General features: G+C 71.0%; 15 protein-coding genes. 14 read left to right on the top strand and 1 reads right to left on the bottom strand.

The genetic code is table 11. From position 1 onward, the window contains the following. Positions 1-154 precede the first annotated feature (154 nt). The 11 genes from ACTU3I_RS09845 (at position 155) to ACTU3I_RS09795 (ending at position 9,552) form a co-directional block, all read left to right on the top strand. Positions 155-1,231 carry a UDP-N-acetylglucosamine--N-acetylmuramyl-(pentapeptide) pyrophosphoryl-undecaprenol N-acetylglucosamine transferase gene (locus tag ACTU3I_RS09845; RefSeq protein WP_442925510.1) on the top strand — a complete coding sequence of 359 codons (1,077 nt, stop codon included), beginning with the start codon at positions 155-157 and terminating at the stop codon, positions 1,229-1,231. A gap of 144 nt (positions 1,232-1,375) precedes the next feature. Further along, positions 1,376-2,797: a UDP-N-acetylmuramate--L-alanine ligase gene (gene murC, locus ACTU3I_RS09840; RefSeq protein WP_442925509.1), complete on the top strand. Its 1,422-nt coding sequence runs from the start codon at positions 1,376-1,378 to the stop codon at positions 2,795-2,797. Between the two features lie 5 nt (positions 2,798-2,802). Continuing rightward, positions 2,803-3,852 (top strand): FtsQ-type POTRA domain-containing protein, encoded by a 1,050-nt coding sequence (locus tag ACTU3I_RS09835; RefSeq protein WP_442925508.1) that lies wholly within the window; start codon positions 2,803-2,805, stop codon positions 3,850-3,852. 39 nt (positions 3,853-3,891) lie between these two features. Next, on the top strand, positions 3,892-5,079 hold the full coding sequence (ftsZ, locus tag ACTU3I_RS09830; protein ID WP_442925507.1) for a cell division protein FtsZ: 1,188 nt from the start codon (positions 3,892-3,894) through the stop codon (positions 5,077-5,079). A 79-nt stretch (positions 5,080-5,158) separates the two neighbouring features. Further along, positions 5,159-5,839, top strand: coding sequence for a YggS family pyridoxal phosphate-dependent enzyme (locus tag ACTU3I_RS09825; RefSeq protein ID WP_442925506.1), 681 nt, complete (start codon positions 5,159-5,161; stop codon positions 5,837-5,839). Positions 5,840-5,870: 31 nt separating this feature from the next. Further along, a complete protein-coding gene (locus ACTU3I_RS09820) occupies positions 5,871-6,329 on the top strand; it encodes a cell division protein SepF (protein ID WP_442925505.1) in 459 nt (152 codons plus the stop codon). A 6-nt stretch (positions 6,330-6,335) separates the two neighbouring features. Then, the gene (locus ACTU3I_RS09815; protein ID WP_442925504.1) at positions 6,336-6,638 is read left to right on the top strand and encodes a YggT family protein; all 303 of its coding nucleotides are present in this window, start codon (positions 6,336-6,338) and stop codon (positions 6,636-6,638) included. Positions 6,639-6,764: 126 nt separating this feature from the next. Further along, a complete protein-coding gene (locus ACTU3I_RS09810) occupies positions 6,765-7,376 on the top strand; it encodes a DivIVA domain-containing protein (RefSeq protein WP_442925503.1) in 612 nt (203 codons plus the stop codon). Between the two features lie 9 nt (positions 7,377-7,385). Beyond that, positions 7,386-8,024, top strand: coding sequence for a signal peptidase II (gene lspA, locus ACTU3I_RS09805; protein WP_442925502.1), 639 nt, complete (start codon positions 7,386-7,388; stop codon positions 8,022-8,024). Continuing rightward, entirely contained in the window at positions 8,021-8,944 is a 924-nt protein-coding gene (locus ACTU3I_RS09800; protein ID WP_442925501.1) for an RluA family pseudouridine synthase, read from the top strand. Before lspA ends, ACTU3I_RS09800 begins: the two co-directional genes overlap by 4 nt. Positions 8,945-8,982: 38 nt before the next feature. Next, a complete protein-coding gene (locus tag ACTU3I_RS09795) occupies positions 8,983-9,552 on the top strand; it encodes a GNAT family N-acetyltransferase (protein WP_442925500.1) in 570 nt (189 codons plus the stop codon). A 40-nt stretch (positions 9,553-9,592) separates the two neighbouring features. Here the strand turns inward: ACTU3I_RS09795 and ACTU3I_RS09790 are convergent, their stop codons facing one another. Next, positions 9,593-10,066 carry an NUDIX hydrolase gene (locus ACTU3I_RS09790; RefSeq protein ID WP_442925499.1) on the bottom strand — a complete coding sequence of 158 codons (474 nt, stop codon included), beginning with the start codon at positions 10,064-10,066 and terminating at the stop codon, positions 9,593-9,595. Between the two features lie 169 nt (positions 10,067-10,235). Here ACTU3I_RS09790 and dnaE point away from each other — a divergent pair, with 169 nt between their 5' ends. From dnaE to hisD, 3 genes are all read left to right on the top strand, one after another. After that, a complete protein-coding gene (gene dnaE, locus ACTU3I_RS09785; protein WP_442926391.1) occupies positions 10,236-13,706 on the top strand; it encodes a DNA polymerase III subunit alpha in 3,471 nt (1,156 codons plus the stop codon). A 99-nt stretch (positions 13,707-13,805) separates the two neighbouring features. Next, positions 13,806-14,849 carry a hypothetical protein gene (locus ACTU3I_RS09780; RefSeq protein ID WP_442925498.1) on the top strand — a complete coding sequence of 348 codons (1,044 nt, stop codon included), beginning with the start codon at positions 13,806-13,808 and terminating at the stop codon, positions 14,847-14,849. A 22-nt stretch (positions 14,850-14,871) separates the two neighbouring features. Further along, a complete protein-coding gene (gene hisD, locus ACTU3I_RS09775) occupies positions 14,872-16,173 on the top strand; it encodes a histidinol dehydrogenase (RefSeq protein WP_442925497.1) in 1,302 nt (433 codons plus the stop codon).

Raw genomic sequence — 16,173 nt, 5'->3', positions numbered from 1 at the left:
GCGCGTTTCCGCGGGGGGTCGGCTGTAGCGCCTGCGTTCTGCCTGAGTACGTGCATGCGGCGGGGGTCGAGCCGGCCGCGCTGACCGGGCGTCCGCCGCGGCGGGGCGCGGCCGTGCTTTCGCGGGGCGCGCGGCAACGCCTTAGGGTCGAACGGTGACGACGTATCTTCTCGCCGGCGGCGGCACGGCCGGGCATGTCAACCCGCTGCTCGCCGTCGCCGACGCGCTCCGCGACCGCGACGCCGACGCCGCCGTCCTGGTGCTCGGCACACGGGAGGGGCTGGAGGCGCGGCTCGTTCCCGAGCGGGGCTACGAGCTGCTGATCGTCGACAAGGTGCCCTTCCCGCGCCGCCTCGACCGCGCGTCCGCGGCGTTCCCCGCCCGGTTCCGCCGCGCGATCGCACAGGTGCGCGCGCACATCAGGGAGCACTCCGCCGACGTGGTGGTCGGCTTCGGCGGATACGCATCCGCCCCGGCCTACGTCGCCGCGCGACGGGAGCGCGTGCCGGTGGTCGTGCACGAGGCCAACGCCCGGCCGGGCCTGGCGAACGTCCTCGGTGCGCGCCGGGCCGCCGGCGTGGGTGTCGCCTTCGCCGGCACGGCGCTGCGCGGCTCGCGCGTGGTCGGGATGCCGCTTCGCCGGGAGATCGTCGACCTGGACGTGCCGGCGCGTCGCGGCGAGGCGGCCGCGCACTTCGGACTCGACCCCGACCGTCCGACGCTCCTCGTCTTCGGCGGGTCTCTGGGCGCGCAGCGGCTCAACGAGGCGTTCGCCGGTGCCTGGCGCGACGTCCTCGACGCCGGCTGGCAGCTGCTGCACGTGACGGGGGAGCGCTCCGAGCTACCCGATCCGGGGGTCGCCGGCTACGCGGTCGTCCGCTACGTCGACCGGATGGACCTCGCCTTCGCGCTGGCCGATGCGATCGTCTCGCGCGCGGGGTCGGCGACGGTGAGCGAGATCAGCGCGCTCGGGATCCCGGCGGTCTACGTGCCGTACGCCGTCGGCAACGGCGAGCAGAGCCTCAACGCCGCATCCGCGGTCGCCGCCGGCGCGGCCCGCCTCGTCCCGGATGCGGCTTTCACGTCCGACGCGGTCCGCCGCGACATCGTGCCGCTGCTGCGGGATGCCGGCGCCCTGGGCGCGATGCGTGCCGCCGCGGCCTCCGTCGGCACGCGCGCCGGGACCGACAACGTCGTCGCGATGATCGACGACGTCCTCGCCGCTCGCTGACCCCGGTTCGGGGCGCTCGATGTGCTTCGGGGCGCATAACGGTCGCCCCGAAGCACATCCGGCGCCCCAAACCGCGCGCGGCCGCGCGGCGGTGCCGCGTGCCGGAGCCGGCGTCCAGGAACGGCGACCTAGGATGATCGAGCCATGATTCGCCCCGACCTGAGCCTGCCCATCCCCGAGAACATCGAGGCCGCCCACTTCATCGGCATCGGCGGTTCGGGGATGTCGGGACTCGCGCGCATGTTCCTCGAGCGCGGCATCCGGGTCTCCGGCTCCGACCGGGCCGACAGCCCGGGCCTGCGCGCCCTCGCCGAACTCGGCGCGACAGTGCACGTGGGGCACGACGCGGCGCACCTCGGCGACGCCGACACTGTCGTCCACACCGGCGCGATCTGGCCCGAGAACCCCGAATACGTCACCGCCAAGGAGCGGGGCCTCGCCGTCATCCACCGCTCGCAGGCCCTCCACTGGCTGATCGGCGGGCGGCGGCTCGTCTCGGTCGCCGGCGCCCACGGCAAGACGACGTCGACGGGGATGATCGTCACGGCGCTGCGCGCGCTCGGTGCCGACCCGACGTTCGTCAACGGCGGCGTCCTCGCCGAGTACGGCGTGTCCAGCGCGACCGGCTCGGACGAGCTGTTCGTGATCGAGGCCGATGAATCGGACGGCACGTTCCTGCTGTACGACACCGCGATCGCGCTCATCACGAACGTCGACCCCGACCATCTCGACCACTACGGCTCGTTCGACGAGTTCGATGCCGCCTTCGCGCGCTTCGCCGAGGGAGCCGGCGAAGCTGTCGTGATCTCCGCCGACGACGCCGGTGCCCGCCGAGTGCGCGACCGCCTCGAACACGCGCGGATCATCACGTTCGGCACGGATGCCGCTGCCGATGTGCGCGTGACCGACATCCGCACCGACGGCCCGGTGTCCTTCACCGTCACCGCGCGCGGCGTCAGCGCCGCTGTGCGGCTGGGCGTCCCCGGCGCGCACAACGCCGTCAACGCCGCCGGTGCGATCGCCGTGCTGCTGACCCTCGGCTACGACCTCGCCGGCGCCGCCGCGGCCGTCGAGCCGTTCGGCGGCACCGCCCGGCGGTTCGAGCTGCACGGCGTGCGGCGCGGGGTCAGCGTCTACGACGACTACGCCCATCACCCGACCGAGGTGGCCGCCGCCCTCGCCGCCGCGCGCACGGTGGTCGGCGAGGGTCGCATCATCGCGCTGCACCAGCCGCACACCTACTCCCGCACGCAGGCGATGTTCCGCGAGTTCGCCGACGTGCTCGAATCCCACGCGGATCACACCGTCGTGCTCGACGTCTACGGCGCACGGGAAGACCCCGTCCCCGGCGTGACGGGCGAACTCGTCAGCGGTGCGTTCGCGGACCCCGGCCACGTGCACTACGAGGCCGACTGGCAGGCCGCGGCCGACTACACCGCATCCGTCGCGCGCAAGGGCGACTACATCGTCACGCTCGGCTGCGGCAACGTGAACCTCATCGTCCCTCAGGTGCTCGACGCCCTCGCCCGCACCGACGCGCCCCGCGCCGAGCCCGCGGAGCGCTGAGCCGGATGCGCCGGCCCTCTCCGCTGCCGCCGCCCCCCGCGCCCGGACGCGACGACGGCGCCGCCCCGGCGCCCGTCGTCCCGATTCTGCCCGAGCGGCGAATCGACCCGGCCCCCGCCCCGCAGGCGACGCCTCCCGAGCCGCCGCGTGCCGAGCCGCCGGTGGGGCCGGTGGGAATGCGCGACGTCTGGCGCGCGTCGCGGGCGCGCCGCCGCGCCCTCCGCGCCGAGGTCCGCCGCTTCACCGCCCGCCAGCGCCGCCGCCGGATGCTGTGGCTCGGCATCGCCGCCGCCGTGGTGCTGCTCGTCCTCGGGACCGTGGGCGCGGCGTACAGCCCGCTCTTCGCCGTCGAGCGGATCGAGGTCGTCGGCACGAGCACGCTCGACCCCGCGGCGGTCACCGACGCCCTCGCGGCTCAGGTCGGCACGCCGCTCCCGCTCGTCGACGAGAGCGAGGTCAAAGCCGCCCTCGTGCAGTTCCCGCTCGTGGAGTCGTACACGCTGGAGGCCCAGCCGCCGCACGGCCTCCTCGTGCGGATCGTCGAGCGCACACCGGTGGGGGTGCTCGAGACCCGCGCCGGGTTCACCGTCGTGGACGCCGCCGGCGTGGCGCTCGCCACGACAGCGCAAGCGCCGTCGGGGCAGCCGATGCTGCAGATCGAGGGAGGGGTCGGCTCCCGCGCCTTCACGGCGGCGGGGATGGTGATGCGCTCACTGCCCGAGCCGATCCGGCTCCAGGTGACCGCGGTCTCGGCCACCACCGCGGACGACGTGACGCTCACCCTCGGCGGCACCGACACGACAGTCGTCTGGGGGAGTGCGGAGGATTCCGCCGAGAAGGCGGTCGTCCTCGAGCGCGCGATGATCAGCCGCCCGCCCGCCGACGTCGTGAGCTACGACGTGTCGTCCCCGAAGGCGATCGTCGTCCGCTTAGCGCCGGGGCGGCGGATTCTCCCGGGGATGTGGCGACACGCCCGCGTCGGTCCGGCTGCGGGCCGGAGGGCGACCTACCTTCAGATCAGGAATTGCATACCGAGCAATTCTTTAACCCTCTAGATGAGGTTTAAAGTTTTCGGTTCGAACATGGAGGCCGGCATGAGCCAGAACCAGAACTACCTCGCCGTGATCAAGGTCGTCGGTGTCGGCGGGGGCGGCGTGAACGCCGTCAACCGCATGATCGAGCTGGGTCTGCGCGGCGTGGAGTTCATCGCGATCAACACCGACGCGCAGGCGCTGCTCATGAGCGACGCCGACGTCAAGCTCGACGTCGGCCGCGAGCTGACCCGGGGGCTCGGCGCGGGCGCCGACCCCGAGGTGGGCCGCCGCGCCGCGGAGGACCACGCGGAGGAGATCGAGGAGGCGCTCGCGGGCGCCGACATGGTCTTCGTCACGGCGGGCGAGGGCGGCGGAACCGGCACGGGCGGCGCGCCCGTCGTCGCACGCATCGCGAAGTCCATCGGAGCACTCACGATCGGTGTGGTGACCAAGCCGTTCTCCTTCGAGGGCCGCCGCCGGCAGAGCCAGGCCGAGGCCGGCGTCGGAAAGCTGAAGGAAGAGGTCGACACCCTCATCGTGGTGCCCAACGACCGGCTCCTGGAGATCAGCGACCGCGGCATCTCGATGATCGAGGCGTTCGCCACCGCCGACCAGGTGCTGCTGGCCGGTGTGCAGGGCATCACCGACCTCATCACCACTCCCGGACTCATCAACCTCGACTTCGCCGACGTCAAGTCGGTCATGCAGGGAGCAGGATCGGCGCTCATGGGCATCGGATCGGCGCGCGGCGCCGACCGGGCGATCAAGGCCGCCGAGCTGGCCGTCGAGTCGCCGCTTCTGGAGGCGTCGATCGAGGGCGCTCATGGCGTGCTGCTGTCGATTCAGGGCGGGTCGAACCTGGGCATCTTCGAGATCAACGACGCCGCGCAGCTGGTGAAGGAGGCTGCGCACCCCGAGGCCAACATCATCTTCGGAACGGTGATCGACGACACCCTCGGCGACGAGGTGCGCGTGACGGTGATCGCGGCGGGCTTCGACGGCGGGGAGCCGTCGCTCCGCCTGGACGCCGTGGGGGCCGCGCAGCGACCTGCCACGCTTCCCGGGCTGCCCCCGGTCCCGAGCCTCGACACGCGCGACGGATCCTGGGACGAGGCTCCGGCCGCCGAGGAGCCCGAGGAGCGCACGGACAAGCGCGAGCCGGCCCCCGTGTCGGCAAGCCTTCCCGAGCCGGCGTACGACTCCGCGTTCGGCGACGACGACCTCGACATCCCCGACTTCCTCAAGTAGGCCGGCGACAGCGGGAGACACCCGCCAGCGGCGGATCCGGCATGCCCCGGTTCCGCCGCTGGCCGCATGAAGGAGCACCGTGAGCAGCGCACTGGCCGATCGCCTGGCGGACGTGGACGCGCGGATTGCCGCATCCGCGCGCGCGGCCGGTCGCGATCCGGGGAGCATCACGCGCATCGTGGTGACGAAGTTCCACCCCGCATCCCTCGTCACCGACCTGCACCGGCTCGGGGTGCGCGACGTCGGGGAGAACCGCCAGCAGGAGCTCACCGCGAAGGCGGACGAGCTGAGCGGTCTGGAAGGGCTCCGCTGGCACTTCATCGGCCAGGCCCAGACCAACAAGGCGCGCGCGATCCGCGCCGCCGCATCCGTCGTGCACTCCGTGGACCGGCCGAAGCTCGCGGACGCGCTGGAGGCCGCCGGCGGGAAGCCGCTGGACGTGCTGGTGCAGGTGAACCTCACCGACGACGCCGGGCGCGGGGGAGTTGGACCCGCCGACGCGGAGGCGCTGGCCGCGCACATCGCCGGATGCGCCGGCCTGCAGTTGCGCGGAGTCATGGCCGTCGCACCCCTCGACGAAGAGCCCGCGCGCGCGTTCGAGCGTCTGCGGACAGCGGCCGACGCTGTACGCAGGGTCGCCCCCGAGGCGGCATGGATCTCAGCCGGCATGACCGGAGATTTTCCGGAGGCGATCGCGATGGGCGCGACACACCTGCGGATCGGCTCGGCAATCACGGGCCCGCGGCCCGTGCACGGCTAGCCTCGGAACAGACGAGCGAACGGAGAAAGCGATGTCGAACCCGCTCAAGAAGACCATGGTGTACCTGGGTCTGGCCGACGAGGAGGAGACCTTCGACGAGCCTGCACCGCAGCCCGCCGGGCGTCGCCCGCAGGCGGTGGAGAAGGCGGCTCCGGTCACCCCGATCCACCGTCCCACGGTGGTGCGTCAGCCCGCTGCCGGGCCGATCAGCGAGATCCTCACCGTGCACCCCAAGCAGTATCGCGACGCGCAGGTCATCGCCGAGAACTTCCGCGAGGGCGTGCCGGTGATCATCAACCTGTCGCAAATGAGCGATGCGGATGCGCGGCGTCTGATCGACTTCGCCAGCGGACTGTCGATGGGCCTGTACGGGCGTATCGAGCGGGTCACGAGCAAGGTGTTCCTCCTCTCTCCGGAGAACATCGCCGTGTCCGGCGACGGTGCGGTGGCCCAGGCGGACCCCGAGTCCGTCGCGTTCGCCCAGCCGTAACCGATCGTGGCCGTGCTGAGCGTCGTCGCCTCGATCCTCAACGCGCTCCTGTTCCTGTACGTGCTCGTGCTGCTGGTGCGACTCGTGCTCGAGTACATCCCCATGTTCAACCGTTCGTGGCGCCCGCGCGGAGCGGGGCTGGTCGCGGCCGAGCTCGTCTACACGGTCACCGACCCGCCCATCCGGCTCTTCCGGCGGTTCATCCCGCCGCTGCGCGTGGGGCCGGTTGCGATCGATTTCGCCTTCGCCCTGACGATGCTGCTGTGCTTCGTCCTGCTCGGGGTGACGCGCACTCTCGCCGCTGCGTGAGCGACGCCGCGACGCGCAGGAGGCTTCGACAGCCTCCGGAGCGCCCGGCTATGCTTGCTGGCAGCAACACCGCCCCGGATGTCTCCGGACCCCGGTCCGCGACCAGCTCTCGAAAGAGGAACCACCATGGCATTGACTCCCGATGACGTCGTCACCAAGCAGTTCCAGCACGTCCGGTTCAAGGAGGGCTTCGATCCGGACGAGGTCGACGACTTCCTCGACGAGATCGTCGTCGAGTGGCGCAAGACGATCGCCGAGAACGACGAGCTGAAGGCCAAGCTCGCCGCGTACGAATCCGGCGAGACCCCGGCCGCCGCCGCGGAGGCTCCCGCCGAGCCGGTCGTGGTCGATGCTCCCGCCCCCGTCGAGACCCCGGCCCCGGCGCCCGCTCCGACCTCGGTCGGCGACCCGGCCGCCGCATCCGCCGGCATCATCGAGCTCGCTCAGCGCCTGCACGACGAGCACGTCGCCGAGGGCAAGGCGCAGCGCGACCAGCTCATCTCCGAGGCGCAGTCGCGCGCGTCGGCCATCGTGGCCGAGGCCGAGGCGAAGGGTCGCGATGAGATCGCCCGCCTGGAGAAGGAGCGCGCCGCGCTGGAGTCGCGCATCTCCGAGCTCAACGCGTTCGAGCGCGACTACCGTGCTCAGCTGCGCAGCTACATCGAGGGCAAGCTCCGCGACCTCGACACCACCGCCACGCCGTCGGGTTCGACCCCGGTCTCGGCGATCGGCCTCTAGGCCGCCTCGGTGGGCAGCCGAGCCCCCCTGCGCAAGGCGGCGGCCGGCACCCTCATCGCGCTTCTCGCGGTGACGGTGCTGGCCGCCGACCAGTTGACGAAGTTCCTCGCCATCCAGGGTCTTCCGCCCGAGGAAGCGGTGCCGATCGTCGGCGAGGCGCTGCAGTTCTTCCTCATCCGCAACTCCGGGGCCGCCTTCTCCCTCGGGCAGGGCGTCACGTGGATCTTCACGATCGCGTTGGCCGTCGTGGCCGCCGTGATCGTGTGGCTCGGGGTGACACGGGTCAGCTCGCGCGCGTGGGCCGTGATCCTCGGGCTGCTCCTCGGCGGAGTGCTCGGAAACCTCACCGACCGGCTCTTCCGCGAGCCCGGATTCGCCGTCGGGCACGTCGTGGACTTCATCTCCACGCCGTGGATGATGCCGGCCATCTACAACGTCGCCGACATCTTCATCGTGACGATGATGATCGCGGTGGCGCTGCTGGTCCTGCTGGGGCTCCGCCTGGACGGCACACGCGAGAAGCGTGCCGCCGACGACGATGACGATCCGGATGCGATCGCCGACCCCGAGCACGACGCGTCGGCCGACCGAGACGGTGCGCCCGCCGGGGACGGCGCATCCGGCGACGCGGCCCCGCCGCGCGGATGAGCGAGTCTCGCACCCTCCCCGTTCCCGACGGCCTGGACGGCACGCGCGTCGACGCCGCACTGGCGAAGATGCTGGGGTTCTCCCGCACCTTCGCCGCCGAGATCGCCGATGCCGGCGGTGTCGAGCTCGACGGCCGGGTCGTGGGCAAGTCCGACCGGCTGCGCGCGGGCGGATGGCTGAGCGTCACCTGGACGGCCAAGCGCGAGCCGGAGATCGTGCCGGTCGCCGTCCCCGACCTCGGCATCGCCTACGACGACGACGACATCGTGGTCGTCGACAAGCCGTCCGGCGTGGCCGCGCATCCCTCCGTCGGGTGGGAGGGGCCGACGGTGCTGGGCGCTCTCGCGGCCGGCGGCTTCCGGATCGCGACGTCGGGCGCCGCGGAACGGCGCGGCGTCGTCCACCGGCTCGACGTGGGCACGAGCGGACTCATGGTCGTGGCGAAGACGGAGCACGCCTACACGCTCCTCAAGCGGGCGTTCAAGGAGCGCGAGGTCGACAAGATCTACCACGCGGTCGTGCAGGGGCACCCCGATCCTCTCGCCGGGACGATCGATGCCCCGATCGGGCGGCATCCCACCCACTCGTGGAAGTTCGCCGTGACGCCCGCCGGGAAGGACTCGGTCACCCGCTACGAGACTCTCGAGGCGTTTCCCGGCGCCTCCCTCCTGGAGATCCACCTGGAGACGGGCCGGACGCATCAGATCCGCGTGCACATGGCCGCGCATCGGCATCCGTGTGTGGGGGACCCCTTGTACGGCGCTGATCCCACCCTGTCCGAGCGCCTGGGCCTCACCCGCCAGTGGCTGCACGCGCGCGAGCTGTCGTTCGCGCATCCGGCCACCGGCGACTGGGTGACGTTCTCGTCGGCCTACCCCGCCGACCTGCAGCACGCCCTCGACGTCCTCCGCGCCGACTGATCCATCGCGTGTCGGCGGGAGCGGGCACAATGGCGGGCATGGTGATCCAGGTGCGCCCGGCGGTGGTCTTCGACGACGTCGCCGCCGTCGTCGGCTCGAAGAACCCCGCCTCGAACGTGTGCTTCTGCCTGAGCTACCGCATCGGGTCGAAGGAGAACGTCTCGTTGCGGGGCCCGGCGCGCGCTGCGCGCGTCGCGGAGCTGTGCGCGCAAGACCCGCCACCGGGCGTCCTCGCGTACGACGCCGACGAACCCGTGGGCTGGGCCGCCCTGCATCCGCGCGCCGCCACGTCGTTCGCGAAGAACCGCAAGATCCCCCGCATCGACGACCTCGACGTGTGGTTGCTGTGGTGCTTCCGTGTCAGGCCCGGTCACCGCAAACAGGGCATCATGCATGCGCTCATCGCCGGCGCCGTCGACTATGCGCGCGAACGCGGCGTCCCGGCGATCGAGGGATACCCCGTGGACAACGCCGGCGCGAAGGTGGATCTGACCATGGCCTACGTCGGCACGCGGCGGCTGTTCGAGAGCGCGGGGTTCACCAAGGCCGCGGATACCACCTCCGTGCTCGCCGGGTTCCCGCGCGTGCTCATGCGCCTCGCGCTCTGACGCCTTCCCCGGAGCCGGCGCCGACCCTCCGACCGCGCGGTCAGGGATGCTGTTCGAATGCGGCGGGCCCGTCGGACAGCGCCGAGCGGATCCGGGCGGCCATGTCGGCATCGACGCGGGCAAGCGCGTCCTCGAGCGGATACCAGCCGACCTCGGTCATCTCGCCGTCCACCGGGACGGGATCGCCCGACAGCCACGCGCAGCGGAACGTCAGATCGAGATAGTCGCTCTGGTCGCCGTTGGCGTAGGTGATGCGCGGGATCTGGTGGACCCACGCGAGCCGGAGCGCCCGCACGAGAACGCCGGCCTCCTCGAGCGCCTCCCGGCACGCCGCATCCGCCGGCTCCTCGCCCGGGTCGACGATGCCCGTGACCGGGGTGAGGGCGCCGTTGTCGGAGCGGCGGCCCAGCAGTACCGCACCGTCGCGCTCGATGACGGCGGTGACGCCGACCAGCGGCAGCGGGCGCGTGCCGACGAAGCGGCGCAGCTCCAGGACGAATTCGGGCGTGGGCATGGGGACACCCTAGGCGTCGAGTCTCACCCTGAGGTCGAAGGTGAAGCGATTCCGCTGCGGCGCGCCGGGGACGCGCGGATCGCCGGGCCGCAACGTCGGAGCTCGTTCCTAGACTCGATGCGTGGCTTCCGACTCCTTCGTTCACCTCCACGTCCACAGCGAGTACTCGATGCTCGACGGGGCCGCCAAGATCGGGGCGATGACGCAAGCAGCCGCCGAATACGGCATGCCCGCGATCGCCGTCACCGACCACGGCAACACCTTCGCGGCGTTCGAGTTCTACAACGCCGCCAAGAACGCAGGTGTGAAGCCGATCATCGGGCTCGAGGCGTACGTCACACCGGGCACCCACCGCAGCGACAAGTCCCGCGTCGCGTGGGGCACGCCGGAGCAGAAGAGCGACGACGTCTCGGGCTCCGGCGCGTACACCCACATGACGATGTGGAGTCGGAGCACCGAGGGGATGCATAACCTCTTCCGGCTCAGCTCCCTGTCGAGCATGGAGGGCTATTACTTCAAGCCGCGCATGGACCGGGAGCTGCTCGAGACCTACGGCAAGGGGCTCATCGCCACGACGGGCTGTCCGTCCGGGGAGGTGCAGACACGACTTCGTCTCGGCCAGTACGACGCGGCACGCGCAGCGGCGGCGGAGTTCCAGGACATCTTCGGCAAGGAGAACTACTTCGCCGAGATCATGGACCACGGCCTGTCGATCGAGCGTCGCGTGATGACGGATCTGCTGCGCCTCGCCAAGGACCTGTCCATCCCGCTGGTCGCGACCAACGACTCGCACTACACGCATCAGCACGAAGCCGACGCCCACGCGGCTCTCCTGTGCGTGCAGTCGGGCTCGACGCTGGACGACCCCAACCGATTCAAGTTCGACGGCGACGGATATTACGTCAAGACCGCGCAGGAGATGCGGCAGATCTTCCGCGACCATCCGGAGGCCTGCGACAACACGCTCCTCATCGCCGAGCGCTGCGAGGTCGAGTTCAACACGAGCGCGAACTACATGCCGCGCTTCCCGGTCCCCGCGGGCGAGACCGAGGACAGCTGGCTCGTCAAAGAGGTCGAGGCGGGTCTGCACTACCGCTACCCCGACGGCATCCCCGACCGGGTGCGCAAGCAGGCCGAGTACGAGACCGGCATCATCCTGCAGATGGGTTTCCCCGGGTACTTCCTCGTCGTCGCCGACTTCATCAACTGGGCGAAGGACCACGGAATCCGCGTGGGGCCGGGACGCGGCTCGGGTGCCGGGTCGATGGTCGCCTACGCGATGCGCATCACCGACCTCGACCCGCTCGAGCACGGGCTGATCTTCGAGCGCTTCCTCAACCCCGACCGCGTCTCGATGCCCGACTTCGACGTCGACTTCGACGACCGCCGTCGCGGCGAGGTCATCGACTACGTCACCGAGAAGTACGGCTCGGAGCGGGTCGCTCAGATCGTCACGTACGGCACGATCAAGTCGAAGCAGGCCCTCAAGGACGCCGGGCGCGTCCTCGGCTTCCCCTTCAGCATGGGGGAGAAGCTCACCAAGGCGATGCCGCCGGCGGTGATGGGGAAGGACATGCCGCTGGCCGGCATGTTCGACAAGGACCACCCGCGGTTCAAGGAGGCCAGCGAGTTCCGCAGCCTCATCGACACCGATGAGGAGGCCAAGACGGTCTTCGACCGGGCTCTGGGCCTGGAGGGACTGAAGCGCCAGTGGGGAGTTCACGCCGCGGGCGTCATCATGTCCAGCGAGCCGCTGCTGGACATCATCCCGATCATGCGCCGTGAGCAGGACGGCCAGATCGTCACGCAGTTCGACTACCCCTCGTGCGAGGCGCTCGGCCTCATCAAGATGGACTTCCTCGGGCTGCGCAACCTCACGATCATCTCCGACGCCCTCGACAACATCCGCATGAACCGGGGAGAAGAGCTCGACCTCGAGCACCTCGCGCTCGACGACCGCGCGGCCTACGATCTGCTGACCCGCGGTGACACGCTCGGCGTCTTCCAGCTCGACGGCGGGCCGATGCGCTCGCTCCTCCGGCTCCTGCGTCCCGACAACTTCGAGGACATCTCCGCCGTCATCGCGCTGTACCGGCCCGGTCCCATGGGCGCGAACTCGCACATCAACTACGCGCTGCGCAAGAACGGGCAGCAGGAGATCACGCCGATCCACCCCGAGCTCGAGGAGCCGCTGCGCGACATCCTCGACACGAGCTACGGCCTGATCATCTACCAGGAGCAGGTCATGGCGATCGCTCAGCGTGTCGCCGGCTTCTCCCTCGGTCAGGCAGACATCCTGCGCCGCGCCATGGGCAAGAAGAAGAAGTCCGAGCTCGACAAGCAGTACGAGGGCTTCTCCGGCGGGATGAAGGAGCGCGGGTACGGGGATGCGGCGATCAAGGCGCTGTGGGACATCCTGCTGCCGTTCTCCGACTACGCGTTCAACAAGGCCCACTCCGCCGCGTACGGGCTGGTGTCGTACTGGACGGCCTATCTGAAGGCGCACTACCCGGCCGAGTACATGGCGGCGCTGCTGACGAGCGTCGGGGATTCGAAGGACAAGATGGCGGTGTACCTCAACGAGTGCCGCCGGATGGGCATCCGGGTGCTGCCGCCCGACGTGAGCGAGTCGATCCGGTACTTCGCGGCCGTGGGCGAGGACATCCGCTTCGGGCTGGGCGCGGTCCGCAACGTCGGAGCGAACGTCGTCGACGGCATCGTGACGGCGCGTGCGGCCGGCGCCTTCGCGTCATTCCACGACTTCCTCGACAAGGTGCCGATGCACGTCGCCAACAAGCGGACGATCGAGTCGCTGATCAAGGCCGGCGCGTTCGACTCGACGGGCGACACCCGCCGCGCCCTGCTGGAGGTCCACGAGGACGCCACCGAGGCGGCGGTGGACCGCAAGCGCAACGAGGCCCAGGGCGCCATCGGGTTCGACTTCGACAGCTTGTACGACGCCGTCGAGGAGGTCGCGCCCCCGAAGGTCCCGCGACGCCCGGAATGGACGAAGAAGGACAAGCTCGCGTTCGAGCGGGAGATGCTCGGGCTCTACGTCTCCGATCACCCGCTGGCGGGGCTCGAGGTCCCCCTCGCCAAGCACGCGTCCACGAACATCCACGACCTGCTGTCATCCGATGACGTGCAGGACGGCGATCAGGTCACGATCGCCGGCCTCGTCACGAGCGTGCAGCATCGTGTCGCGAAGCAGAGCGGCAACCCGTACGGCATGATCACCGTCGAGGATTTCAACGGCGAAGTGACAGTGATGTTCATGGGGAAGACGTACCAGGAGTTCTCCCCGGCGTTGCAAGCCGACGCGATCCTCGTGGTGCGCGGCCGCGTGTCCCGGCGCGACGACGGTCTCAATCTGCATGCGCAGTCGGCCTTCTCGCCCGATCTCGGCGCGATGGACGAGTCCGGGCCCCTTGTGCTGCTCATGCCCGAGCAGCGGGCGAGCGAAGACCTCGTCGGCGAGCTTCTGCAGACCCTCCACCGTCACCGCGGCGACACCGAAGTGACGCTCAAGCTGCACAAGGGCGGTTCGGCGAAGGTCTTCGAGGTGCCGCATCCGGTGCGGGTCACCGCCGATCTGTACGGCGAGCTGAAGGGTCTCCTGGGTCCGAACTGCCTCGGGTAGCCGGCTCCGCCGTCATCGTCTGTCAACCGGCGTCGCCGCCCTGCGACGCCGAGGTGGCGTGAGTAGGATCGTTCGCGCCCACCCCTGGAGAGGAACATCGTGACCAACCCCGAACTGCACGACGACAGTTTCGTCGACCGCACCCCCGACGACGCGGCTTCCGCGACGGATGCGGCAGCTCCCGCCGATCGCGACGACCCGCCGCAGTACGGCGTCGGCCCGTTCTCCATCCGTGAGGTGGCGCTCGGTGCGGTGTGGCTCGTCGCCTTCGTGCTGTCCTTCGTGCCCCTGAACGTCGTCGACGGCAACGCCCGCGCCCTCTTCGGCGGAGCCAACGTGTGGGTGTCGGGGCTGTCGTTCATCCTGACCATCGGCCTGCCCACCGTGGCGGTCTTCCTCCTCGCCCTCCGCCGGCTGTCGCCCCAGGGGATCCGCCGTGTCGGCTCGCTGGGGATCGATCAGTTCGCCTCGGTCGCGTTCTCCGTCGCGGCACTGGTGTGGTTGTCGTCGCTGTGGGACACCGTCGCCATCGTCCTGGAGACGGGCTTCTGGACCCGCTCGTGGGTGCTGTGGATCGAAGTCGTCCTCATGCTCGCCGGCGTCGTCCTGACCGTGTTCGCCCCGATCATCCCGGTGCTCGAGCAGGACTTCCAGGGTCGGCCCGAGGTGCCCGCCCACCGCAACGCGCGCCCGGTGCGCCCCGTCACCGCCCGCCCGCCCCGCGAGCGTCGCGCCCCCGCCCCCGCCGTCCCCGACGAGGTCGGGGCTCCGCAGACGACCGCGTACGCGGTTCCGAGCGGAGCTCCCGGCGCGACCGACGACACGGGCGCGTACGGCACGGACGTCTTCGCCCCGCTGACAGGGGATCGCACGGCCGATGTCGCCGTCGCGGACGCCGAGCCCCTGGAAGACACCGTGCTCTCGGGTTCGCACGCCGCGACGCCCGCCCCCGCGCAGCAGGCGTTCTGGGCGCTCGTGCCGGTCGAGCGCGACGTCGTGGACGAGTACGGCACGCCGCTGTTCCGCATCGGCCCCTCCGCGTGGGCGCTCGTGATCGAAGACCGCGGCGAGGTGTTCGTCGTGCGCCACGAGGACGGCCGTATCGGATACCTGCACGACACCAGCGGCGTCACGCGCGGCTGAGGCCCCCCGGTAGCCTGGGAGCATGCTCCGCACGATCGATCTGCGCGGTCGCGCGCTGGGCACGGCCGAATTGCTCGCCGCCGTGCCCCGCGCCGCCGCTGCCCGCTCCGAAGCTCTCGCGACAGCGGCTGAGATCGTCGCCGATGTCGCCGAGCGAGGCGAGACCGCCCTGCGCGAGCAGGCCGAGCGTTTCGACGGGGCCGTCGGGCACGACATCCGGGTTCCGGCGTCCCACCTGGCGGAGGCCGTCACGTCGCTGGATCCGGCCGTCCGCGCGGCGCTCGAGGAGGCGATCCGACGCGTACGCGTCGCCTCCGCCGCCCAGGTCCCCGCGCCGGTGACCACCGAGCTCGCACCCGGCGCCGTGGTCACGCAGCGGTGGCAGCCGGTGCGGCGGGTCGGCGTGTACGTGCCCGGTGGCAAAGCGGTGTATCCCTCGAGCGTCGTGATGAACGTCGTCCCGGCGCAGGTGGCCGGTGTCGAGCAGGTGGCACTCGCCTCGCCGCCCCAGCGGGACTTCGAGGGGCGCGTGCATCCGGTCATCCTCGCCGCGGCGTCCCTCCTCGGTGTGACGGAGGTCTACGCCATGGGCGGCGCCGGCGCGATCGGTGCCTTCGCTGCGGGAGTAGCCACGCTCGGCCTCGAGCCCGTCGACGTGGTCACCGGCCCGGGCAACAACTTCGTCGCCGCCGCCAAGCGCGCCGTCGCCGGCCGCGTCGGAACCGACTCGGAGGCCGGCGCGACCGAGATCCTCGTCGTCGCCGACGACAGCGCCGACGCCTTCCTCGTGGCCGCCGACCTCGTGAGCCAGGCCGAGCACGACGAGCAGGCCTCGGCCGTGCTCGTGACCGCGTCCGAGACGCTCGCGACGGCCGTGACGGATGCGGTGGCCGACCGTGCGGCGCGAACGCGGCACAGCGAGCGGGTGGCGGCAGCGCTCCGGGGGCCGCAATCGGCGATCGTCCTCGTGGACGACCTCGACGCCGCCGCGGCCTTCAGCAACGCCTACGCCCCCGAGCACCTCGAACTCCACCTGAGCGATCCGAAGCCGGAGATGTTCGTGCACGCCGGTGCGGTGTTCGTCGGCCCGTACTCTCCCGTGAGCCTGGGCGATTACCTCGCCGGAAGCAACCACGTGCTCCCGACCGGCGGCCAGGCGAGGTACGCGCCGGGCCTGTCGGCGGCGACCTTCCTCCGTCCGCAGCAGGTGATCGCGTACGATCGCGCGGCTCTGGCCCAGGTGCGCGACGGCATCGTCGCTCTCGCGGACGCCGAGGCCCTCCCCGCCCACGGCGAGGCCGTGGTCGCCCGATTCGAGGCGTAG

The sequence above is a fragment of the Microbacterium sp. RD1 genome, from assembly GCF_052220165.1.
GTDB lineage: Bacteria > Actinomycetota > Actinomycetes > Actinomycetales > Microbacteriaceae > Microbacterium.
The sequence above is the reverse complement of the archived record's forward strand: the minus strand, read 5'-3'. Positions and strand labels throughout refer to the sequence as shown.

What these genes read in the sequence shown, in the direction of transcription:
- murC (WP_442925509.1), top strand. Translation starts at nt 1,376, where the DNA reads ATGATTCGCCCCGACCTGAGCCTGCCCATCCCCGAGAACATCGAGGCC.
- ACTU3I_RS09835 (WP_442925508.1), top strand. Translation starts at nt 2,803, where the DNA reads ATGCGCCGGCCCTCTCCGCTGCCGCCGCCCCCCGCGCCCGGACGCGAC.
- ftsZ (WP_442925507.1), top strand. Translation starts at nt 3,892, where the DNA reads ATGAGCCAGAACCAGAACTACCTCGCCGTGATCAAGGTCGTCGGTGTC.
- ACTU3I_RS09820 (WP_442925505.1), top strand. Translation starts at nt 5,871, where the DNA reads ATGTCGAACCCGCTCAAGAAGACCATGGTGTACCTGGGTCTGGCCGAC.
- ACTU3I_RS09810 (WP_442925503.1), top strand. Translation starts at nt 6,765, where the DNA reads ATGGCATTGACTCCCGATGACGTCGTCACCAAGCAGTTCCAGCACGTC.
- ACTU3I_RS09800 (WP_442925501.1), top strand. Translation starts at nt 8,021, where the DNA reads ATGAGCGAGTCTCGCACCCTCCCCGTTCCCGACGGCCTGGACGGCACG.
- ACTU3I_RS09795 (WP_442925500.1), top strand. Translation starts at nt 8,983, where the DNA reads ATGGTGATCCAGGTGCGCCCGGCGGTGGTCTTCGACGACGTCGCCGCC.
- ACTU3I_RS09790 (WP_442925499.1), bottom strand. Translation starts at nt 10,066, where the DNA reads ATGCCCACGCCCGAATTCGTCCTGGAGCTGCGCCGCTTCGTCGGCACG.
- dnaE (WP_442926391.1), top strand. Translation starts at nt 10,236, where the DNA reads ATGCTCGACGGGGCCGCCAAGATCGGGGCGATGACGCAAGCAGCCGCC.
- hisD (WP_442925497.1), top strand. Translation starts at nt 14,872, where the DNA reads ATGCTCCGCACGATCGATCTGCGCGGTCGCGCGCTGGGCACGGCCGAA.